Consider the following 21,259-nt stretch of genomic DNA (forward strand, 5'->3'; position numbering starts at 1 on the left):
CGGCTGCCGCGGCGGTCAACGCGCCCTGGTTCATCAGCCTGCGCCACGTGAAGACCTGGCTGCCGCTGATGCCATGCTGCCGGGCGACGAGCGACACGCTCATGCCGGGCAAATACGTCTCCTCGACGATCCGGACCTTCTCTTCCGGTGTCCATCGCCTCCGGCGCTGAACACCGGAAAGGACCTCGCCGTCATTGTAACGCCTGGTCGTACCGTCAGTCATATGCCTCACTCTTATCCAAGAGCGAGATCCTGTCAGGTCATTTAGGGGGCCACCTCACCGCGACTGTGCATCGAACGCACCTGCGCAGCTTCTTCGACGGTCAGGAACTTCTGGTCGGCGAATGGTCGAAGCTTACCGTTCTGCGCAGCCATCTTACCGTTGTCGGACTTATCACCCCAGACGATGTTGTCGATGTGGTTGCTCGCCGGGTTGTCATCGCGGTGGAGTGCCAGCGGCTTGTCTGACGGCTGCTCGGGACCATGGGTGACCAGCACCACACGATGTAGATAGAGGCGACGACGCTGCTGGTAGTCGTCGGTCAACTCGATTTTATAATGATTATCAGACAACCAAGGGTTGATAATCTTATATCCGCCTGCACGCTTCTTCTTGCGAATCTTGCCATCTTCGCTGACTTCGTAGCGGCTGTAGCCGTCGATTGTTCTCCAAATAGTTTCCGTTGACATTGTAGATACTCCTTTTGGAGAAGACTTATTCTTGCTCCAAAAGTATTTATTTAAACTGCGTGAAAGTGTGCCATTAGCTAGCATTTGAAGTGTTGCCACTCTATGCCGTTTTTCTCACAGCAAGCGGCGTAAGTGGTTTTGGACTTGGCGACTAGAAGGTTGGGGCGCTGTAGAACCATGACGATCCGCCAATCTGGATACTGGCGTTTGACAGCCAACATCTTGCGTCGGTCGGCAGCATCCAGTCTGCCTTTTGTTTCGTAGATGGTTTGGTTGGCGTGATCGACGAAGTCAGGCGTGTAGGTGCACTGAAGCGTGTAGGTCAGCCTCAAGGCTCATAGGCGAGTTCCGGGTGGAGTTTTTGAAAGCGCGCTTCGAAACGGTTGCGGACGCTTTTGCCACCGGGTAGCGTTCGGTGGTCGAGCATGGCGGTATTTATCAACCGCCGACCAGAAGCTCCGAAGGACCGCGTTGATGACCCTGCCTGCGACATTTTCCCGCCGAAGGCGTCAAGCTGCTGCTTCTACCGGGGCTGATGTTTATCAGTATGACGACTTTCCGCCAAAACTGCGGCGGCAGATCGTCATGATACTATTGGACGCGATTGGCGGCTACCACGCTGGCTCGCAATACACATACTTACCTAGAGTGGCCTATGATGCAATTGTGGCCTTCTGTCGAAAAGAGCAGGGGGTTCACGTTTTGACGCGTGGGGCTGGTAACGATCTTTCTAGAGAGTTTCTCACTTGGATCGAAGAGGAAGATCGCATTGATGATCTACTGGATGGACTGGAGTTTGCGCTTGGAATAGTAGATCGTTGGGTTCGACAGAACTATGCTAACGCTCGGGCTTACGTTAATTCGTCGCCCGACGACGCTTTAGCGGAGTTCAACGCACGTCTCGCCGAAGCCGGTGTTGGATACGCATACAACGAAGGCGAGATAATGAGGGTGGACTCTGCCCTCATTCACAAAGACGCCGTAGTTCCCGTGTTGAAGCTACTTGGTCAAGGCCGCTTCGCTACAGTTGATGAAGAATATCGGCGGGCGCACGAAGCCTATCGTCATAACGACTACGAAACTGCGCTTACCGAATGCGCAAAGGCATTTGAGTCGACGCTGAAGGTGATCGCAGCCGAGCATGGTTGGGCCGTGCAGCCCAACGATACTGCACAAACGCTGATCACGGTTTGCGTCAACAATGGCCTTTTTGCCACCTATCTCGGACAGGGGTTCGGCTCTCTTCGTAGTATGCTGGAGTCCGCTATTCCAACGATCCGAAATAAGTCGGCAGCGCATGGCGCTGGAACAACTCCACGCGTCATCCCGACGCACCTTGCCACGCTTCAAATCCACCAGACGGCTGTCGTCATCAAATTTCTGGTAGAAGCAAGTGACGCCTACGTAGCCCCTTCGGGGTCGTTAAAGGCAGCGGCAAGTTTCTGAAGAGTAGCCTACTTCGCATTCGAGGATAGCAGAAGAACGTTATCTTTTCTTGTTCAAGTTATCTTTCTCTTCTGCCTCTTTCTCGTAAGCAACGCCTTCAATGTGGTCGAGCGCTGATTTCTGAGCCCTACTGCCAAATTCGCCGGTTAAAGCGGCAGCATAAAGCCTTGCTCTTTCGTCATCTGATGCTCGTAAAAGCTCGGATTCGAGTTCCTTCTTCAGCAATCCGCGATCTAGCGCGTCTTGCAAGGAAGATGCATTGATCGGATAGGTCCACTTAAACGCGGCCCCTCTCTTGTGGACTAGAGCGTTCCGTGCCTGCTCTAACGTCATCGTAGATAACGGCCCCTGACCCTTTATGCCCTCTGCTATGCGGTCGCGCTCCAATCGGGCCAGTCGCTCTTCCATGTCGCCGATGGCTCGGTCTTTAGGATCGTCACTGGTTTTCAAGGCTGTAATTGCGCCAGCCATCGTGACAGGATTGCTGACTTTGTAGCCATGAACCTGCGTCGCCAGCACAGCCGCTTTCAAGCGGTTCTTGGCATTCTCAATAGCCTCAAAATCCGAAATATCGACATAGATTGTTCGCTGGTCTTGATTATCAAATGGGAGCTTCACGTTCTCGGCGATGACGTGGATTGTAGGTTTTTGTAGGGCGTGACGTATACCTAGCTCGTAGAACGCATTGGGGTTGAAACCCGTCAGGTCAGCTATAACGAGATCGGCATTGATTAAGTCTGTAATTAACGCGCTCGATATGGAGCCGGGATCGGCATCTTCATCGGCTCTCTTGACAATAAAGTTTATCGATTCGTCTTCAAGAACCGGCTTGAAGAGACCCCTTAGGAGCCAGTCCGCTAGCTTTCGAGTTTCTGTGCCGCCGTCGCCGATCGGCCCAACTATGAAACACATCTTTTTGTCAGCCACTTGCCAGCCTTCCGAGTTACGCTCGCTAACGAGGCTAGCAGCTATCCGGTAAGCTGGGCAATCGCGAACCTTCGCCGCCTAAACCCGTGCAGCAACTATGCGTAGCCGCATCAAAGACGGGTCAACATCGTCGGTGCGAAACCCCAACCAGCGCAGAAACAGCCGAGTCTTTGGCGCGTTCGGCGTAGCTACTATGGATGCAATTCCGGCGCTCGCGATCCAGCCAAGCATCGCTCGTGCAATCTCCGATCCAGCACGACCCCGACTATGACCGTGAATGAAGATGTGCCCCATCGTTGACCCATTGACGGGCTCCAGCAGACACCATGACCCGGCACCATCGGTCAGCAGATGCCAGCCGGGTTGGTCGAGCATCGCTTGCCAGTCGAGTTCACGCCATTGCGGGTGCCATTGGTCGAGTTCGTCCGCGCACTCGATGACGAGCCGCTGCCAGTCGGTGGTGCTTACAATCGCCATCAGCGCCCCACAGAGCGCGGAGGAGCCGTTTTCTGACGCCGGGTAGGAGCGAGTGCCTGATGGTCGCTAAACGCGCTCCTACGGCCATCCCGCGAGGTCATCCATTGTCCGCCAACGCCTGCATGTAATCGTCTTCATGCGGCCGCTTATGATACTTGTCAGTGTAGCAATACTGGTCGCGAAACCGAACACAGTCGTCGTAGTCGGAGAACAGAAAGACAGTCGTTGCGAACGTCGGCATACCTTTGCGTGGGAACTGCATCAGCCAGCCATGTTCGACGTTCTCGTTGCACCACGCCACCAACCGGGATGGAACGATGCTGCGTGGCATGGGGCAGACGAAGTGGAAGTCGAAGAGCGTCAGCGACCGTGCAGCATGGTCACGGTTAAGTTTAGGCATCGTCACCCTGCCAATCGACGCAACCGGGCAGGGCGTCTTGGTCAAGTTCGACATCTGCGTTGAACCTTGCCTTCTCCAGCAGGTATTCGAGAACGTCGAACCCGAGCGCCCCGCAGGCAACGACCATCTGCTGGTCAGCAGGGAGCGCATTCAGACGCTCTGTCTCGCGCTTGATGTCATCAGGTGTAGGATCGGCAGGCGAACGATATAGGACGATGTAAGGGGTCAGGGCTAGGACGCGTGCCAGAGCGTCGGTCTTGAAGCGGGCGTGATCGTGTCGGTGCATGGTCGTATTTAGTTTCGGGACCGGGAAGGAGACTGACTGCCTCAATTCAACGCGACCACGAATGATTCAACTTACCGGCAGTAGAAGGCTGACCGATAAAGATTATATACGCCGTATGGACGATCAAACAGCTTCCCGTCACTCACACGAGTTCTCGCGTCTCCTCGCCGCTCTTCGACAGGCATATGAAGCGGCCAACAAAGCGTCGGAGTTCGACGAATTCGATACGCACAACGCGTTGGTCGAACATATCGAGCGACTGATGGCAGACGTTGAGAATGACGATGCGATAGATAGCCAAGGCAATAAAGTTTCCAGACGCTGGCTTCTGGAAATCGAATACCAAGCAGTTAGTGCATCCCGTGTCGCTCTGCGAAAGAGCGTGATAACGGCGCTTTACCATCTGTGGGAGCGTTCGGTATTACGTTGGGTAGCATGGACGGGGAGAAAACACGCGAGTCATTCCGATCTAGTCGGCCTTGCTGCTTCTACAGGTGCAAGCGCGGTCAGCCTGAACCGTCTGGAACCACTCCACTTCATCAACAACGCGCTTAAACACGATAATCCAAGCTGGATTCAACGGTTACGCGAAGGTGGATACGACCGCTACTTAAACGATCAAACATATTCGCCGTATGACTCTCCCTTGGACCCGTATGAGATTATACATCTGTCCCACAACAATGTAATCGACTTCTTCGATTGGGTAGCCGCCTGCGGTCCGAACTTCATGCAGCCTTGGCCGGGTATGCTACCGACGCGTCAGGAATTTGATCCCATCTACGGGTCGTAGTCAGAAGATGCAGGACCGGGAAGGAGACTGATTGTCTCGACTTGACCCGGCCCCTGCGCAGACGAATCCACATCATGTCTGCGCCGCTGGTCAGCCCCATGGACCACACCAGTCGAGTATTTATATCGCGAGCCGATTTATATTGCGGCAAAAACATCAAATTTGATAAATAGAAGTGACGGAAGTTCCGTTGGTAAGATACTCCTAGTTGTTGCTAAAGAGACGGTGGCATGATCCATTTCATGCTGCCGTCTTTTATTGTTGCGCACCATTTTTCTAGTCTGGTATAAATATCTTTGGGATCAGAAGTCCCCTGATTAAATCTAATCAGCTGATGCGTCGTGTGGCGACGCTGACTTCCGTGAGGCGGACCCTTGTTATCAATGAGCGGGGCTCTGTCGATCTAGACAACCCCGCAGCGTAGGGCGGTCAGAGTAAACAGGCGGCTTCCCTACGTGATCCACACCGACCGAAAGGCTACAATCTGTAACGATTGGCCTTGATAGTATGCGGCGCGGAAGGTTCCTCGGCGGTCCCCCTTCCCCGGCTTTTTAGCCACGACGCAAGCCACCAGTCTTCGACATCGCAGGATGAGAAAACACCCACTATCCCCCTGAACACCTGAAAGCAAAGCCAGTCATCTGGCGTGGTAAGTTAGCTTGGTCCCGTTGGCCCGTCTGCCTTTAAGTAAGCCTTTCAGGTGTTCAGGGGGATAGTTCTGTCTTCTTCAATCGAGGATGAGTGATTAAGTGTTTAGATATTCAATCTCTACTACTAGAATCCGTTCAAGCGAATGAGTGAGCGAACAGCGAACGAATGAGTGCAGAACAGGACAAGCGTAAGCTTGTCCTCCTTAATTAGCATGGAGACTGCAACATCACCTATGAAAGCTGATCCGTCACGAACGCTTCTACCCTGTCTATCATATCCGCAACATCAGCAGCAGTGAACTGGTCAACGTGTCCATGAGCGGCATTGTTGCGGATGTCAGCCAAAGCCGTGATGCGCTTCTGCGCTAACAGGTTGTAGCGGCCAGCCTTGGCTAAATCAGCATTCATCTTGTTCAGGCTTCCGGTGCCGATTCCTTCTTCGGCGCATAAGCCACGCAACGTCGTTTCGAGAACAACGCCGGCGATGACAGCGGCAGCTATATGGTAGCCACTTCGATGTAACTCGCGTGCTTGCTCAAGTTCATCGCTAAACAACTCCGCCTGCACCATACTGCGAACAGAGTTCAGATAGCCGCCCTCGAAATCTTCCTTGGCGGCTTCGAAGACGGCTTTCACCTGAAGCAGGGTTTGATGGTTTGTTGAATAGAAGCCGCCGCCCTCCCTCTCCATGAACTCTTTCAGGTGGATGGAATCGCTTCCGCACGCGGTTGCAAGGAGGTGACGAGCCTTCGTCTTCCAGTTCGTGTATGCTTCGTCATTGATGTAGTTGCCGCTTGAGTAGCTGTCGCTAGAGTATTGCTTGGTGGCCTCCAGCGCGATTACCTGCTCGGTCAACTCGTTGAAGCGACGGGATAGGAGCGATGTATTAGGCATTGCAGGATGCTCGATCAGCGTGGAGCGGCAGTCAAGCGGCGTCTCTTGACAGCGCTCCCTCCAGATGGTCGCTGGCGGTCATGGCGACGCCCCCTTCGCACCCCATCACCATCCAGTCGCGCTTGACAGGCATATGGGATGAATGGGCTGCGATTGTGGTGGCGATCCTTTTCTGGTCGATCGTGGGTCTGATCGCATTCATTGCGACCGCACAGAGCGCCAAACCATGGGATACGCTGATCGCTGCGCTTGCGATGGCGTCGCAGGCGTTCTTCGCTTTCATGGTCTGGCGTCTCGGTCAGGCACAGTATGCCTTTGCTCGACAAACGGCAGAGCGTCAGCACAAGATCGACGCATTTCCGCTTCGCAGCGAGGTCATCGTTGCGCTGCAAGACCTTGGTGACAAGCACATCTTTACGCCAAACGGTATTTGGCCCGGTGCAGAAGACAGCTTCTTCGAACTTTCGAAACTGGTGACTCGCCTTTTCTCTAATGAAGCCTCTGACGATGCATACCAGCTTTATGACGCCGTGATGATGGCTGCAGACACCAAACTTCCATACTCCCCCAATCCCGACAGATCAGAAGAGAATCGCCGCAGAAGAGATGAAATCTACAAACTTGCAACGGATGATGCCGTTGCACGTTGCAATGAACTACTCGAAAGGTTGGAAAAGGAAGCAAGAATTACCTGACATGGTTTGCCAGACCCACACTTCTAGTCTTGCTGCGGCTGCTCTGCAAACTTCCATTGTTCGCCCGTTTTGCGAGTCAGATGCCCGATCATAGCGGCATTGCGGTCATAGTAGATTTCCTGAATGGCATTGACCAGCTTCTTCCAATTTGGATCGCCGCCGATTTGGAAGCGCACGCTCAATCGAGGGTAGACGATGAACTGGTCATCAGCATAGCTGACCTCCATTTCACTTTGTATGAAGCCCAAATCTTCGTCATCGTGGGCAAAGCGTTTGTTGCGAAGAGTCATGACCTCGTCGTGCATCTCGCGCAAGTCTTCCGGTAGCTGCATTTTGTCGAAGCCAGCGCCTCCCTTGCCAAGATGCAATCGCGCGTAAGTGACGACAAAGGCGGTTGTCAGCATGTCGAGTTCGTAGAAGTATTCCATGTTGGCGTCGAACCGCGAAGCCAGAAGCTTATCCATGATGTATTGCAACGTGACGATATGCGTCAGTGCTCTTGTCAGCGTCGCAATGCGTTTGAGTTCCGGTTGAACCTGCGCAAGCACGGCCTGCGCTTCCTCTGCCATCTGCTCAAAATGCAAGCGCACATCGTCAGGTAGAACATGCAGCATGTCTGACGAAATAATGATTTCTTCGCTGCTATCGTCAGACATGCCGCTTCCTCTTCTGCAAGCAATGCTGTGCATAAGATGCTGACCTAAACGGCGACAGTCAATGCCATCGGTATAAATACCGCATGGTTTCATTCTTCCAATCAAAGGTTTCTGTAGGCGGAGACATCCCCACTCTTCTGAACGTCGATGCTCTTCGCAACTACCTGCCGCGTGGTATTCGAGACGGTGCCACGGTCATTGTTACAGGACAGCTTGAACCCGGCGACAAGAACGGTGGTGTCTATGTCTGGCAGGACAGCAACAACGATCCCGATGACGGACTGAACACGGTCAAGCCGGTCACAAGCATCGCCACTGGTCGATGGGTTCTGTCAGTGGGTCGCGGCATCCGGGGCGCTACCGGCTCGATTGGCCCCATTGGCCCTGTAGGACCAAAGGGCGACGGTCTGGCCGATGTCATGGCGCCGGGTGGCAGCGCACTGGTCGGCTATGGTAACCGGTCTGTTGCAGCCAAGCTGAACGATACCGTCAGCGTCAGAGACTTCGGCGCAACAGGAACTGGCACCACTTACGATTTCGATGCCATTACTGCTGCCATAGACCACGTCGCCAGTATCGGCGGCGGTTCTGTGTTCATTCCCCGTGGCATATACAGCATCGGTAACACGACCTTGAAGCTGCGTTGCGGTGTCAGCTTGATTGGAGACGACAACCTTCCGACCATCCTCTACAATGGTCCCGGAAAGGCAGTTTTACATGAGGCGGTCGATCCGAACGTCCGAGGCAACTACACCGTCAAGAACCTTCTGATTAGCGGTAGCGGGACTGATGCATTTACCATCGCCCCCGCAAGCGTTTCAGACATTTCTGGCGTAGGTATCGTTGTTGAGAACATCAAGGTTTTGGGAACGTGGCAAAATGCTTTTACCTTTGCCAACTTCTACGGCGGCAAGGTTCAGCGTCTGTCCACAGAGCAGGCAAACATTGCATCTTCATGTTATCGCATCTTGGGTTCGGTGAACGCGACGCACTTCGATACGCTATATACTGGCGATAGTCAGAGCCATCTTTATTGTCTCTACTATGACGCGCAGGGGCGCGTTGAGGCCGACAAATCTCTACCTAACGGCGCAGGGAATGTTTTCACCGGCCTTGCGTGTCAGGGTGGAAAGTATGGTCTTTTTGTTCGATGCGGCTACCAGCTAACATTCGTCGCGCCTTACTTCGAAAATGTAGCGCAACCTATAGTCATCGGGCAGGCCGATGCGGCGCGCACAACCAACATCGTTATCACGACACCATTCGCAATCGGGGCGTTGGGTCAGAACCCCTATCTGGCATCTGCCAGCGCGATGATACGCATTGATAATGCATGGGGTGTGGAGATTCAGTCACTTGATACCCGACAGTGGAGCCGCGTCGTTGCTCTCAACATATCCGGAAGTGGTGGTAGCGGTGCGCGCGGGTGGGCTGTTGCTGGATATGACGGTAAGATTCATCACGCCACGGTCACTAATCCCGGCAGCGACTACACGGCTATCAACGTTGCGGATGCTTTTACTGGCACGACTTATATCGGCAGCTTGAATGCAGCGGGTGGGTTGCAATCCATAAGCGTTACGCCGGGTTCTACTGCTCAGCTAAACCCCTCTTGCCCTGTCGCGGTGGCAATCGGAGATGTCCAAAATGTTACGATCTCTAATCCATATCCTGCCGCCGCGCCGCCTGTAGGTGATGTTCCTATCATCGACACCATCTTGCCGATGATCGGCTACTTGACTGGTTCGCAGGGCTCTACCGGTGTCAACGTTGTTGGCGATGTAATGAGTGATGGACAAACTTACACTCTTCGTAAGAGCGCAGGGTATGGGTTCTATCACGTTGCCGAGTTCGTCGATCAAAACGGTAGTCCAGTGCGTTGGGTTTACCAACTACCCGCCGTAAGCTTACCGAACTAATAGTTCGGCCGTTTCTCACAAAATCGCGTCAAGTAAAATCTTTATTTTTCTTCACATGAACAAGTCGTAAACTATACTACAAACCAATACTTGCAGACTACTCTGGGCAGACAAGTATTCAAGGAGAACAATGAAAAACTACAAGACTAAAAAGACTATCGCCGGGATGGATGCCGACGAATACTTGACGAACATCATCGGTCCAATGTCCGCGACCATCTTGGAACAACTCTTGACAAAGTGGCTTGCCTCAAATGGCGAAGGCATGACCGGACCCGAGTTGAAGATGGTGCAGTTCGCTATCGAACGCAGTTACGGTGCAGCTACCCGTAAGGTCGAACATCTGCGTGTCAGCGATCAGGAGATTGCGGCTGAACAGCTTGGCAGCCTCGATCCAGAGACGCTGCGTAAGATCGCTGCCGCTAACGGTAAGCGCAACGATGGACCGACGATCAACTGATGGCTGGTTACGACAGCTACAGCGACGATCAGCTACAGCGCCTCGCAACCAAGATGCAGGGCGTCCAAGGCGGTAAGGATCGCTTGGAGGCGATTACAGCCGTTTTGAACGCCAGAGGGGTCGTGGAGCAGGATGGACGCCAAGAGGCGCTAAACGCGCTCCTACGGCCATCTGCGGGCGATCAGGGGCACGATGCGTAGGAAGGCTCAAAAGCGTTCGCCAGCAGCCGTGTTGGACGATTTGAGGAAGCGTGCCGCAATGGTCATGAACACGGTTCAGCCTGACGGTCAGGCTGACAGGAAGGCAGACGCTGGTCGAGACGGTCAGGCAGCGCAGTAGCGCGCCACTGTCGACTTGCTGATATTGAAGCGCGCCATCGTCTGACTGATCGACGCCTGATGCTCGCGCCGCCATGCGACAACAGTCTGCTGACAGGCAGCGTTAGGGCGACCACCAAGGCTGGTCTTGCCACGATGGGTGCGACCAGTAGCAGCATGATGCTCCTTCGCGGTCACTCGACCGGCTGCGCAGCGTTCGTTGATACGCTGGCGTTCAAGGTCAGCAAGCTGCGCCAAGACAGCCACGATGACTTCGCCTACGCCGGAAGCAATCAGACCGATGCCGCGAACATCGATGTGCACGCCCTTCTTCAACAGAAGGCGCACTGTCTGCTGAACGTCCAACGCATCGCGACCTAGCCTGTCAAGCGCATACAGATAGAGAATGTCGCCATCGCGGATGTAGTCGAGCATCGCAGCGCAACCGGGACGTTCTGCTGCGAGGATCGACCCTGACAAGCCGATGTCGTTAAATTCGCGATCAAAGCCACCACCAAGCGCGTTGCGCTGCATTTCAACAGACTGGTCGGTGGTCGAAACCCGGTAGTATGCAATCTTCGCCATGACGCTTTGCCTCAAAACCTACTCTGACTGTCTGGCACAGTCTCAAAACTAGAACAAGTAGGTAGTGCGACAAGTTCCGCACTAACTTCTAGGGTGTGTCAATACGACATAGTTGTGAGACTGTGGTTGCGACAGTGCGCTGTGCCTGCATCAAGAACTGTGCCAAATTATGTGATTGAACTATCACCCACTGCCTTTTCTAACAGTCAAGGTAGTCGCAAGTATAGTCGGGAAAAAATACCCTTGACGGTCATGTAGTCTTGGCGCGGCAAGTATTCCCCAAGAAGAATAGTTGGAGCCGTAAGTAAGGTTTTTGTTGACAATCTGGATAGAGGGTTAAGTTTTTCGGAGGGCCACCCCCACCCCATGTTACTCTGTATCATTTTGGAAATAATCGGCCAGCGCCGTCAGGACCGCGAGCATTTTTCAAACTCGCCAAACGTAAACGCTAGTCAGACACTGATTTGGATCGCTCCCCCTCTTCCGGTTAGGTCTACCGCTGCGAAAACGGTCAAGCAACGCCCTTGCCTGCCGCTTACCTGCGTCTAATGTCACGCAAGGGGTTAGCGGATGACGAGACGAGCAACACGCGACGACGCTGTTATGATCGGCGGCGGAGCCTTGGTGGGCCTTCTGCTAGGCGCTGTGTTGACGTGGGGCGTAGTCCTGCTTGGGAAGGCGTTCGACCTTGTAGGACTGACAGCACACGGCCCTCGCGCCGCCCTGTTGCGCGATCATCCGTGGCAAACCAGCCTGACAGTCGGCAGCGTGATTGCGGTTTTCATGGCTGGGAGCATGTTGCTCGATGTCGTGAAAGAGACAGGATGGGGAGGATTGATGCCTGCTTGGATTTGGCCGGTCGAACAGAAGACCGAAACGACGGTTCTGATCCGCCTCGCGCGCTTCGTGCATTGGATCGGCGTCGCGCTTGGTGTCGTCATCATCGGCGGATCGGTCATCTACGCAGCCAGTCAGATCGATAGCGTTCCGCGCGCCGAGCGCGAACACGCAGCATGGGAGGCAAGACACCCGGTTCTCTCGACAGGCGAACGGGCCGGGGTTGGTGATGGCTACTATGACGGTGATTATGAGCCATCCATTCCATCCCCTGACTATGGCACGCCTTTAGCAATCGGAGTCTTCGGTGCGCTGGTGGCGCTATTCGCCCGAGGTCTGCGCTACATCATGGCAGGTGAATGAAATGAAGCGTGCTGCCACAATTGTCCTGATTGCTTTAATGGGCTGCACCCAAGCGCAGACAGACGAAGGGACGGCTTCAAACAATGCGACGACAGGGGAAGACCCCGGTCCCAAGATCGTCTGGAAAGACGGTCCAGAGAACAGCGTGTTCTTCGTGGAGCATAACGAACAGGGCAGCTATGCCAGACGGTGTTGGAAACGCGCCGATGGCTACGACTGTCTAAATGCATCAGGACCGAGCGCGGTGCCAACCTTGAAAGACATCTTCCGGTTCAAACTGCCAGCATTGCCAGTCTATCGCTACGATACTTCGGTTTACCAATCATCGGGTTACGGCTGTAAAATGACCGACCGCAACATCATCACGGAACAAGTTTCGGCCGAGCAGGGCACGATAAAAGAGAACCTCTTCACGCTCGATCATTCGGTCAGTGGGCAAGCATTAACGGCAGATCAGGTCGCCAATATGCTACGCGAAAACAAGGTCGAGACAAAAGCGCCTTACTTCAACTGCCCGGCTGTAGCAGCAGTCATTGCTGAAACCGATGATGTAGGAACCATCACGACGACCGCTATCAGCTACGACGACTACATGCGCTAAAACGCTAACACAGTTCTCATGACCGCGCCAGCCATCAGCCGGTCAGCGCAGTTTCCGAGTCAGCCTCGCCCCTTATGACTGCACAAACCTGCTTCGAACGGTCTATCAGGCTGTCAATCGCGGTCAGATATTCGGCGCGTAGGTCGATCCAGTCTTGGTCTGTAAGGACGCGCGTTTCGTCACTAGCCCTCATGAACCTGCGCATTTTGTAGTCGAAGACATCAATTTCTTTCTTGCGTTTGCCGATCAGCTTTTCGTCAGCCTCCATCAGGTTGGTCACCATTGTGATGTGCCAGACCTTCTTGTCCTTTTCGGTCAGCAGCCCTTTGCTTTCGAAATAGACGCAATAGGCGGTCTTGTTCGACCCAAAGCCAGCAGCGCGCGCGGCTACGAAGTGCTTCGCCATCGAGTCCACGTAGTCGAAAGCCTCTTCTTTCTTGGTGATGGCTGACCGCACGGTGCCTCGATAGCGTTCGTCGTTCACCTCTTCGCCCCCACTACGCTTGATACATGGTTCCACTACGCTTGATGTCACTCGCTCGGCAAGTTGGTCAAACTGCGGTAGTTGCCAAGTCGTCAGCAAGCAATCGGCGACCTGACGCAAACAACCAAGGAATCCTATGGGAACCTGATCGAAAGAATGTGGCATGACCAAGCGTAATCAAGAAGACCAGATTGGCAACATCGCAGCCCTATTGAACAGCATGGGGACCAGCATGGCAGCGATAATTGCAGAAGCTAACGCGCGGGCCGATGAAGCGGAGGAACGACTTGCGCAACAGGCGCAGGACTACACCTATTGGCGTTCCGTAGCGGCTAATGACCCGAAGCCTGCGACAAGGCCGGTCAGGGTCGGCAAGAAGGGGCGCTACCCCAATGCCCTGTTCATCGGCGCTCTGACCCATCGTTTCCAGACCGCTCGTCAGCTTCACGCCAAGCTGCTTCATTCCGGTGTTAGCAAGGGGAGCGTCTATGCTCGCTACCAGCGCCTTGCAGACGATCCTGCATCGGGTGTGGAGGGTGACGACTTCTCCTACCGCCTGAAGGCTCCTGACCGGGTGAAGAAGACGGCTTTGGCGAAGCGCAGCATCAAGCCGCGCGCCACTCGGAAAGCATCGAACGACAACAAGGTGAGCCTCGTTCGCAGGGCGATCAATGATCCCGCTCGCCCGGTTCTCGTCCACAGCGACGGTCTGGCGATGCTACGCACCCTCGATGCCGGAAGCGTCGATCTAATGCTGACCGACCTCCCCTACGGCCTGACCGGACTTCCCCTTGATCCAGTTATCGACGTGCAGGACTGGATGGCGGAGATGTTGCGGGTCGTTACCGACCGTGGCGCAATCGTGGCATTTGCAAGCGGATCATTCAGCCACTGCCTGACCGATGCCGGTATCGACTTTTTGAAGGACCGTCTGGTCTGGCATAAGCCACGGGCGACCGGGCAACAGTTGCTGCGACACATGCAGGCGCACGAAGACATTCTGATCTTCTCAAAGGGGACCGTCTCTCGCAATTCGACGCGTCAGATGACCTTCAATCCCCAGAATACCGGTCAGACCCCCAATTATCCGCGCACGGTCCTACAATTCTGTAAGGACAAGAACAATGTCCATCCTTTCCAAAAGCCGGTCGCGCTGCTGGAATACCTCATCAAGACCTACTCCAATCCGGGCGAGTTGGTCGTGGACCCGACGATGGGTTCCGGCTCGGCAGCTATCGCGGCGATCAACTGTCAGCGTGCCTTCATGGGCGCAGAAAATGGGGTGTATCAGGACGGACGATCCATCTTCGACTTGGCGAAGGAGCGCATCGACCGGGCGCTGATCGAACAGGGCTGACGGTGCGCATGGTCAAAAACCGCCATTGGTGGTGGGTCTACCCCGATCCCGAGTCTGATTTGGAAGCGCAAATCATCTGGGAGGTGTTCAACAAGAAAGCGCCTGCCCGGATCGTGACGAACTGGATTCGTGGCAACGTAGTCGGAGGGTGACGATACACTAACACCGTTGTAAAGCTGAAAGGCGATAGCAGGGACTACACCGCGTTTCGCTTCGAACACGAAACCGATGCTTTGCTGTTTAAGGTTCGCTTCGACGGCTTCAAGCTCTCATAACGCCACCATGCACGGTCAGTCGACCCCTCACCCGGCTGACCGTGCCCCCTTGTCGTTGTAAGGCAGGAAAGTCCCTGCCTCGATGGCCGCATCCCGCCTCCTAGCGTAGTCTGGCGATCCCTCCCGATTGCGCGGGTGGAACAGGTCAAGGCCGCTGATCGACCCGTCTTTACCGATGGTCATCATGAAATGCGGCGACGACACCCGTAGGGATCGACCATCCCACACCATCCCGTCGATGATCGCAGGAAGCGCGTCACGCACCATTCGCCGCGCCTCTGCGCTGGTTTCCAGACTGGCTGATACATTCCTGACGCGTGACAGATGTTCGGCTGGCGAGACGGTCCCGCGCGCGATCGCTACGGCATCTTCGCTCTGCGTCAGAGCGGCCTTCGCGGCGACAAGTTCTCCCTCGATCCGTTCAAGTTCGCCGATAAGAGCGTCAGACGCCGATAACCGGCGGATAGCTTGCAGAAGGTTGGTCTGTTCGGTTTCCAGCGTGGCAATCTTCGACCTTGCTTGTGACACTCGCGCCATCAGCGGCGCTATGTCGTCAACGGCAGCAAAGTGCGTGTCGTTCAGTGCGAGATGTAGGAGGTGATCCACCACGGCCTTGGACAAGATCGCGTAATTCATCCCACCGCGATTAGAGCAGGTTCCATAGCGAGCGTTCCGGCACTCTAGGTAGGCGTAACCCTTGCCACCTTTGACCCGTCCAACAGCGCCACTGCAATGTTTACAGGTGACTAAACCGACGAAGTAATTCTGTGCTTCGCTGGCGTTCTGTCCGCCAGTCCCGGCACGCTTGTCGATTGCTGCCCGAGCGCGATCTACCAAATCGGCATCCACAATCCGGGGATAATAGCCGGTAATAACTTCGCCCGTAGGCTGGCGTCCGGGTCCGTTGACGACATACTTGCCTTCGACGGCTGGTGCTCGGAGGATGTCGCGGACGTAGCCGATCCGCCACTGCGAAGCGCCCGTCTTCCAACCCGGTGCGGACCAAGGTTCATGTGAGGCGTTCAGCCGCTGGCAGATCGCTTGCAGACCCATGCCGCTGGCTGACCATTCGTAGATGAGTTGCACTACGGCTGCGCGTTCATCGATAATAGTCAGCGGTTCGCCCACCACGCCTTTCAGCCAAGCCGGAACGCGAGGCGTAGGACAGATACCGCTGCGGATCATGCCAGTCATGCGTTCGAGATTGCTACGCTGGAAGGTGCTCTTACGCTGGCTTTCGGCGGTCGCGCGATTGGCTTCCAAAAGGTGTTGGATCATCGAGCCGATGTTGGAACCCGACATGGCTTCCCGGTCGAGCAACAAGGCAGGGGAACATACCGCTACCGTTATCTCTCGGTCGGTGACATCCTCGATCCACCGCCGCGCGGTGCGGTAATCCTGTCGTGACAGGCGGTCGAGGTTTTCAACGACAATGACCGTCCCTGCCGGGATCAGCCCCGCGTCGATCCGCTTCCGCAACTCACCCAGCTTGCCGACCGAAAGATGGTCACCTTTCCACGCACTCTGCCCGCAGTCCTCCAACGTTTCGACAACGGTCCAACCCTTCGCCTCGCACAGTTCGCGCGTAGCCTTGTCCTGTCGAGCAAGGGTCGATCCGCGATCCTGCCGCTTGGAGGAAAATCGATGATAACGAATTGCCTGCATGGTGCCTCTTACCTCACCACGCCGCTTTACAACACTATCTCACCTCAACACGCGCAACATGCTGATCCTGGACGAGGTGATGAGCCGCGGCACGCTCGACCAGGCGGCGGTGCACGTGCGCGAGGTGATCCGCCGCGCGCTGGACCTGGGCTCGGCGGCGATCATCCTGGTCCACAACCACCCTTCCGGCGACCCTTCCCCCAGCCGCGCCGACATCGACATCACCCGCGCCATCGCGGAGGCGGGCAAGCGACTGGGCATCGCCGTGCACGACCATCTGATCGTCGGCACCAGCGGCCACGTGTCGCTGCGCGCACAAGGGCTGATCTAGGTATCGTCAGCCCTCCAGCGCCGTCGTTACGACACTATCCTCCGAACACGAGAACGGCCGCCGGGCGGATGCCCGGCGGCCGTCGTATCACCTAAGTGATCGAGTCAGGACGGCTGCGAGGCGCCCTTGACGAGGAAGCCGGTCAGCTCGGTCTTGGACACGCTGGCCGACTTGTCGCCGTCCGCCTGCTTGAAGGCAGCGTCGTTCCACGCGGTCGCCTGTGCCGGCGTCTCGCTGGCGGCGGTCGGCGCCTGTGATTTCAGCGCGGTCATCCAGGCCGAGAACTCGGTCTTGCTGAGCGCCCCGTTGGCGTCCTTGTCATAAGTCGCGAACTGCTGGTCAACGACCTGCGCGACCTGGGTCGGCGCGGGCGCGGTCGATCCCGTTGCATCCGCCGACTGGGCGGGGGCCGTCGCGTCCGGCGTGGCGGGCGCCGGCTGCGCGGTTGCGGACTGCGGCGCGGTCGTGCCGGGCGCAGCCTGCGTCGTCGCCGGACCGGTCTGCGCACCCGGTGCAGCAGTTGGCGCGGTCGTCGTGGCAGTACCGGTGGACGTCGTTCCAGCCTGGCCGGTCGCAGGCGCAGTCTGCGCGAGCGCGGGTGCGGCGATCATCATCGTGCCAGCGAGGAGCATGTTCTTCATCATCTATCGTCTCCTTCTTGCTCTATTCGCATCGACCAGTCGTTTGCTGACGGTCGATGCCGCGTTGTTATGAAGTGAACCGTCTGCATTGGAGGTGGGTTCCCGCGCACCGGATTTGAAGGGGCGGCACAGGGCTGCTAACGGGCAGGTCCGAGAGGCCGGCACGACGAGCCGTGGCCCGAACAGGACAGGCGACACCCATGATTCCGCGCTATTCCCGTCCCGAAATGGCCGCCCTGTGGACGCCCGAGGCGCGGTTCCGCATCTGGTTCGAGATCGAGGCGCACGCCACCGACGCCCTTGCCGAACTGGGCGTGGTGCCGAAGGAGGCCGCGGCGCGCATCTGGGAGGCGGACGCCGCCGCCGGCCCGTTCGACGTCGCACGCATCGACGCGATCGAGGCGGAGACCAAGCACGACGTGATCGCCTTCCTGACGCACGTGTCCGAGCGGACCGGGCCGGAAGCGCGCTTCCTCCACCAGGGCATGACCTCGTCCGACGTGCTCGACACCTGCCTGGCCGTGCAGCTCGCCCGTGCGTCGGACATCCTGCTCGCCGATCTCGACCGGCTGCTGGAGGTGCTGGAGCGGCGCGCGCGCGAGCACAAGCTCACCCCGACCATCGGCCGCAGCCACGGTATCCACGCCGAACCCGTCACCTTCGGCCTGAAGCTGGCACAGGCCTATGCCGAATTCGACCGCTGCCGCACCCGCCTGCGCCACGCCCGCGCCGAAGTCGCCACCTGCGCGATCTCCGGCGCCGTCGGCACCTTCGCCAACATCGATCCCTTCGTGGAGGAATATGTCGCCGGCAAAATGGGCTTCGCCGTCGAGCCCGTCTCCACCCAAGTCATCCCGCGCGACCGGCACGCGATGTTCTTCGCGACCCTCGGCGTCATCGCCGGATCGGTCGAGCGGCTCGCCACCGAGGTCCGCCATCTGCAACGCACCGAGGTGCTGGAGGCGGAGGAATATTTCTCGCCCGGCCAGAAGGGCTCGTCGGCGATGCCGCACAAGCGCAATCCGGTGCTGACCGAGAACCTGACCGGCCTCGCCCGCATGGTCCGCGGCTACGTCACCCCCGCGCTGGAGAATGTCGCGCTGTGGCACGAGCGCGACATCAGTCACTCCTCGGTCGAGCGCTATATCGGCCCGGACGCGACGATCACGCTCGACTTCGCGCTGGCGCGGCTGACCGGCGTGATGGACAAGCTGGTCGTCTATCCCGAGCGGATGGCGAAGAACCTCCACAAGATGGGCGGCCTCGTCCACTCGCAGCGTGTGCTGCTCGCGCTGACGCAGGCGGGGGTGAGCCGCGAGGACGCGTACCGGCTGGTGCAGCGCAACGCCATGAAGGTGTGGGAATCGGACGGCGCGCTGTCGCTGCTCGACCTGCTCCAGGCCGATCCCGAGGTCACCGCCGCCCTATCGGCGGACGAGATAGCGGCGCGGTTCGACCTCGATTATCACTACAAGCACGTCGACACGATCTTCGCGCGGGTGTTCGGGACCGCTTGAACGGTCAGAACATCTCATCCAGGCACAAGTGGAAGTCGAGCCGGTCGGTATCCGGCTCGGCGATGCCGTAGGTCGCGAACAGACGATCGCGCAGGTCGTCGTCGAACTCGTCGAGGCAATCGGCGAGGATCGCCAGGTCCTGGTACCGATCGGCCATACCGACGCGACCGAGATCGATCAGGCCGACGACCCGGCCATTCGCCATCAGGATGTTGTCCAGCGAATAGTCGCCATGGGTGACGACCCGATCGTCGTCGCGCGGACGCAGGCGCGTGAGCTCGTCCCAGACCTGCTCCGCATCCCAGCCGGCGCGAGCCTCTCCGAAATCGTCCTCGTCGACGAGACCGGCATCGATCCGCGCACGGGCCTGCACCAGACGCACGGCAGCACCGCTGTCGAGGGGGCATTCGGCGGCGGGCAGGGCGTGGAGCGCCGACAGATCGCGCGCGAGGGCGTCGACGACCTCTCCGCGTGCAACCGCGCTGGTCGCGTCCGCGAGGCATTGATAGGCGGTCTGCCCGGCCAGCGCGGACATCAGCAGCCACGCACCGTCCGCGTCGATCACGAACGCCACCAGCTCGGGAACGGTGCGATATGGTCGGAGTTAGCGCATCCGCACCATCTCGTCGACGATCGCGTCCGCCACGTCACCCGTGCCATGTTTGAGATAAAGGTCCGGCAGGTCCGCCGCATGAAGCCGATGAACCAAGGCGCCCGCCTCACCGACGGTATCGCGCCGCCATCGCCGTCCCGCGATCAGCGGCCTGAGAGAGGCGGGCACCGCCATGGGAACGGCGGCCGCCTCGCGATCCTCAAGCCCGCCGTCGCTGCTCATCAGCCGACGACGGCTGCCTTCAGCTTGGCGAAGAAGCCCTGGCTCGCCGGGCATTCGTCGCCCGTCTCCGTCTCCCGGAATAGTTCCAGCAACTCGCGCTGACGGGTCGACAGCTTGGTCGGCGTCTCCACCTCGATCTGGATCACCAGGTCACCTTGCCCCCGCCCCTGCAGCACCGGCATGCCGGCGCCGCGCTGGCGCAGCTGCTTGCCCGACTGGATGCCCGCCGGAATGCGGACCTCGTGCGTCGTGCCGTCGAGCCCCGGGATCGACAGCGATCCGCCGAGCGCCGCCGTGGTGAAGCTGATCGGCGCGCGCGCGAACAGCGTCGTGCCCTCCCGCTCGAACAACCCGTGGCGCCGTACGTGGAGGAAGATGTAGAGGTCGCCCGCCGGGCTGCCGCGCGGACCGGCCTCGCCCTCGCCGGACAGGCGGATGCGCGTGCCCTCGTCGACCCCAGGCGGCACGGTGACCGACAGCGTCCTGGTCTTCTCGACGCGCCCCTCGCCGCGGCAGTCCAGGCACGGGTCGGTGATGACTTGTCCTGCGCCGTTGCATACGGGGCAGGCGCGCTCGACCACGAAGAAGCCCTGCTGCGCGCGCACCTTGCCATGGCCGTTGCACTGACGGCAGGTAGAGGCCTGCGTGCCGGGCTTGGCACCCGATCCGTGGCACGTGTCGCACTCGGCCGACACGTCGATGGTGATCTCGGTCTGCTTGCCGTGGAACGCCTCTTCCAGGCTGACTTCCATGTCGTAGCGCAGGTCGGCGCCGCGGCGTGGCTGCGGGCGACCACCGCGCCCGCCGCCCATGAACTCGCCGAACACGCTCTCGAAGATGTCGGAGAAGCCGCCGAAATCCTGCGCGCCGCCGCCACCCCCGCCGTTCTGGAACGCGGCGTGGCCGAACCGGTCGTAGGCCGCGCGCTTCTGCGGGTCCTTCAGCACGTCGTACGCCTCGGATACCGCCTTGAACTTGGACTCCGAATCCTTGCACCCGGCGTTCTTGTCCGGATGGTATTTCATCGCGAGCTTGCGGTACGACGTCTTGATCGTGCCGGCGTCCGCGGTCCGCTCGCATTCGAGCAGTTCGTAATAGTCGACCTGGGTACTCATGATCGGCCCTCAGTCCATCACCGTCATGCCGGGCTCTTCGGGT

Annotated in this window: 23 protein-coding genes and 2 pseudogenes; 10 read left to right on the top strand and 15 right to left on the bottom strand. The window is 57.7% G+C overall.

Annotated features, from left to right (window positions below):
- From BM145_RS15635 to BM145_RS07145, 3 genes are all read right to left on the bottom strand, one after another.
- Nucleotides 1-223 (bottom strand): transposase (locus tag BM145_RS15635; protein ID WP_143090122.1); only part of this gene is annotated, 223 nt, incomplete at its 3' end.
- A 41-nt stretch (nt 224-264) separates the two neighbouring features.
- The gene (locus tag BM145_RS07140) at nt 265-690 is read right to left on the bottom strand and encodes an NUMOD4 domain-containing protein (protein WP_143090123.1); all 426 of its coding nucleotides are present in this window, start codon (nt 688-690) and stop codon (nt 265-267) included.
- 77 nt (nt 691-767) lie between these two features.
- Nucleotides 768-1,022, bottom strand: coding sequence for a PDDEXK family nuclease (locus BM145_RS07145; RefSeq protein ID WP_218149633.1), 255 nt, complete (start codon nt 1,020-1,022; stop codon nt 768-770).
- Between the two features lie 142 nt (nt 1,023-1,164).
- Here BM145_RS07145 and BM145_RS15640 point away from each other — a divergent pair, with 142 nt between their 5' ends.
- Nucleotides 1,165-2,136, top strand: coding sequence for an STM4504/CBY_0614 family protein (locus BM145_RS15640; protein ID WP_143090124.1), 972 nt, complete (start codon nt 1,165-1,167; stop codon nt 2,134-2,136).
- Between the two features lie 39 nt (nt 2,137-2,175).
- On the opposite strand, the gene BM145_RS15645 is transcribed toward BM145_RS15640, so the two are convergent.
- From BM145_RS15645 to BM145_RS16000, 4 genes are all read right to left on the bottom strand, one after another.
- Entirely contained in the window at nt 2,176-3,063 is an 888-nt protein-coding gene (locus BM145_RS15645; RefSeq protein WP_143090125.1) for a TIR domain-containing protein, read from the bottom strand.
- Between the two features lie 78 nt (nt 3,064-3,141).
- Complete coding sequence (locus BM145_RS15650) at nt 3,142-3,540, bottom strand: hypothetical protein (RefSeq protein WP_143090126.1); 399 nt, start codon at nt 3,538-3,540, stop codon at nt 3,142-3,144.
- Nucleotides 3,541-3,637: 97 nt separating this feature from the next.
- Nucleotides 3,638-3,985 (bottom strand): hypothetical protein, encoded by a 348-nt coding sequence (locus tag BM145_RS07150; RefSeq protein ID WP_143090127.1) that lies wholly within the window; start codon nt 3,983-3,985, stop codon nt 3,638-3,640.
- Nucleotides 3,933-4,226 carry a hypothetical protein gene (locus BM145_RS16000; protein WP_093332879.1) on the bottom strand — a complete coding sequence of 98 codons (294 nt, stop codon included), beginning with the start codon at nt 4,224-4,226 and terminating at the stop codon, nt 3,933-3,935. Before BM145_RS16000 ends, BM145_RS07150 begins: the two co-directional genes overlap by 53 nt.
- 115 nt (nt 4,227-4,341) lie before the next feature.
- Here BM145_RS16000 and BM145_RS15655 point away from each other — a divergent pair, with 115 nt between their 5' ends.
- Nucleotides 4,342-5,019 carry a hypothetical protein gene (locus BM145_RS15655; RefSeq protein WP_143090128.1) on the top strand — a complete coding sequence of 226 codons (678 nt, stop codon included), beginning with the start codon at nt 4,342-4,344 and terminating at the stop codon, nt 5,017-5,019.
- 881 nt (nt 5,020-5,900) lie between these two features.
- Here the strand turns inward: BM145_RS15655 and BM145_RS07160 are convergent.
- Nucleotides 5,901-6,524, bottom strand: coding sequence for a hypothetical protein (locus BM145_RS07160; RefSeq protein ID WP_218149634.1), 624 nt, complete (start codon nt 6,522-6,524; stop codon nt 5,901-5,903).
- Between the two features lie 119 nt (nt 6,525-6,643).
- Between BM145_RS07160 and BM145_RS15660 the strand changes: the two genes are divergently transcribed.
- A complete protein-coding gene (locus BM145_RS15660; protein ID WP_143090129.1) occupies nt 6,644-7,258 on the top strand; it encodes a hypothetical protein in 615 nt (204 codons plus the stop codon).
- A gap of 23 nt (nt 7,259-7,281) precedes the next feature.
- Here the strand turns inward: BM145_RS15660 and BM145_RS07165 are convergent, their stop codons facing one another.
- Nucleotides 7,282-7,914, bottom strand: a complete 633-nt coding sequence (locus BM145_RS07165) for a hypothetical protein (protein WP_093332883.1) — start codon at nt 7,912-7,914, stop codon at nt 7,282-7,284.
- Nucleotides 7,915-7,997: 83 nt separating this feature from the next.
- Here BM145_RS07165 and BM145_RS07170 point away from each other — a divergent pair, with 83 nt between their 5' ends.
- Both BM145_RS07170 and BM145_RS07175 read left to right on the top strand, forming a co-directional pair.
- Nucleotides 7,998-9,833 carry a glycosyl hydrolase family 28-related protein gene (locus BM145_RS07170; protein WP_093332884.1) on the top strand — a complete coding sequence of 612 codons (1,836 nt, stop codon included), beginning with the start codon at nt 7,998-8,000 and terminating at the stop codon, nt 9,831-9,833.
- A gap of 130 nt (nt 9,834-9,963) precedes the next feature.
- On the top strand, nt 9,964-10,293 hold the full coding sequence (locus BM145_RS07175; RefSeq protein ID WP_143090130.1) for a hypothetical protein: 330 nt from the start codon (nt 9,964-9,966) through the stop codon (nt 10,291-10,293).
- A gap of 323 nt (nt 10,294-10,616) precedes the next feature.
- Here the strand turns inward: BM145_RS07175 and BM145_RS07185 are convergent, their stop codons facing one another.
- Nucleotides 10,617-11,195, bottom strand: coding sequence for a recombinase family protein (locus BM145_RS07185; protein ID WP_093332889.1), 579 nt, complete (start codon nt 11,193-11,195; stop codon nt 10,617-10,619).
- Between the two features lie 603 nt (nt 11,196-11,798).
- Here BM145_RS07185 and BM145_RS07190 point away from each other — a divergent pair.
- On the top strand, nt 11,799-12,395 hold the full coding sequence (locus BM145_RS07190) for a hypothetical protein (protein ID WP_093332890.1): 597 nt from the start codon (nt 11,799-11,801) through the stop codon (nt 12,393-12,395).
- Between the two features lies 1 nt (nt 12,396).
- A complete protein-coding gene (locus BM145_RS15665; RefSeq protein WP_143090131.1) occupies nt 12,397-12,996 on the top strand; it encodes a hypothetical protein in 600 nt (199 codons plus the stop codon).
- 34 nt (nt 12,997-13,030) lie between these two features.
- On the opposite strand, the gene BM145_RS07200 is transcribed toward BM145_RS15665, so the two are convergent.
- The gene (locus tag BM145_RS07200; protein ID WP_143090132.1) at nt 13,031-13,480 is read right to left on the bottom strand and encodes a hypothetical protein; all 450 of its coding nucleotides are present in this window, start codon (nt 13,478-13,480) and stop codon (nt 13,031-13,033) included.
- Between the two features lie 163 nt (nt 13,481-13,643).
- Here BM145_RS07200 and BM145_RS07205 point away from each other — a divergent pair, with 163 nt between their 5' ends.
- The gene (locus BM145_RS07205) at nt 13,644-14,837 is read left to right on the top strand and encodes a DNA-methyltransferase (RefSeq protein ID WP_093332895.1); all 1,194 of its coding nucleotides are present in this window, start codon (nt 13,644-13,646) and stop codon (nt 14,835-14,837) included.
- Between the two features lie 302 nt (nt 14,838-15,139).
- Here BM145_RS07205 and BM145_RS07210 read toward each other — a convergent pair whose 3' ends face one another.
- On the bottom strand, nt 15,140-16,777 hold the full coding sequence (locus BM145_RS07210; protein WP_093332896.1) for a recombinase family protein: 1,638 nt from the start codon (nt 16,775-16,777) through the stop codon (nt 15,140-15,142).
- Between the two features lie 40 nt (nt 16,778-16,817).
- Between BM145_RS07210 and BM145_RS07215 the strand changes: the two are divergent.
- A pseudogene (locus BM145_RS07215) lies at nt 16,818-17,108 on the top strand (JAB domain-containing protein); the annotation flags it as partial.
- Nucleotides 17,109-17,212: 104 nt separating this feature from the next.
- Here BM145_RS07215 and BM145_RS07220 read toward each other — a convergent pair.
- Nucleotides 17,213-17,752, bottom strand: a complete 540-nt coding sequence (locus BM145_RS07220; RefSeq protein WP_093332898.1) for an EF-hand domain-containing protein — start codon at nt 17,750-17,752, stop codon at nt 17,213-17,215.
- 197 nt (nt 17,753-17,949) lie between these two features.
- On the opposite strand from BM145_RS07220, the gene purB reads away from it, so the two are divergent.
- Nucleotides 17,950-19,266: an adenylosuccinate lyase gene (gene purB, locus BM145_RS07225; protein WP_093332899.1), complete on the top strand. Its 1,317-nt coding sequence runs from the start codon at nt 17,950-17,952 to the stop codon at nt 19,264-19,266.
- Between the two features lie 4 nt (nt 19,267-19,270).
- Here purB and BM145_RS07230 read toward each other — a convergent pair.
- Nucleotides 19,271-20,101: pseudogene (locus BM145_RS07230) on the bottom strand (APH(3') family aminoglycoside O-phosphotransferase).
- Nucleotides 20,101-21,216 (bottom strand): molecular chaperone DnaJ, encoded by a 1,116-nt coding sequence (gene dnaJ, locus BM145_RS07235; protein WP_093332901.1) that lies wholly within the window; start codon nt 21,214-21,216, stop codon nt 20,101-20,103. Before dnaJ ends, BM145_RS07230 begins: the two are co-directional and overlap by 1 nt.
- Nucleotides 21,217-21,259 lie beyond the last annotated feature (43 nt).

This window comes from Sphingomonas rubra, from assembly GCF_900115745.1.
In the GTDB taxonomy this organism is placed as follows: domain Bacteria; phylum Pseudomonadota; class Alphaproteobacteria; order Sphingomonadales; family Sphingomonadaceae; genus Sphingomonas; species Sphingomonas rubra.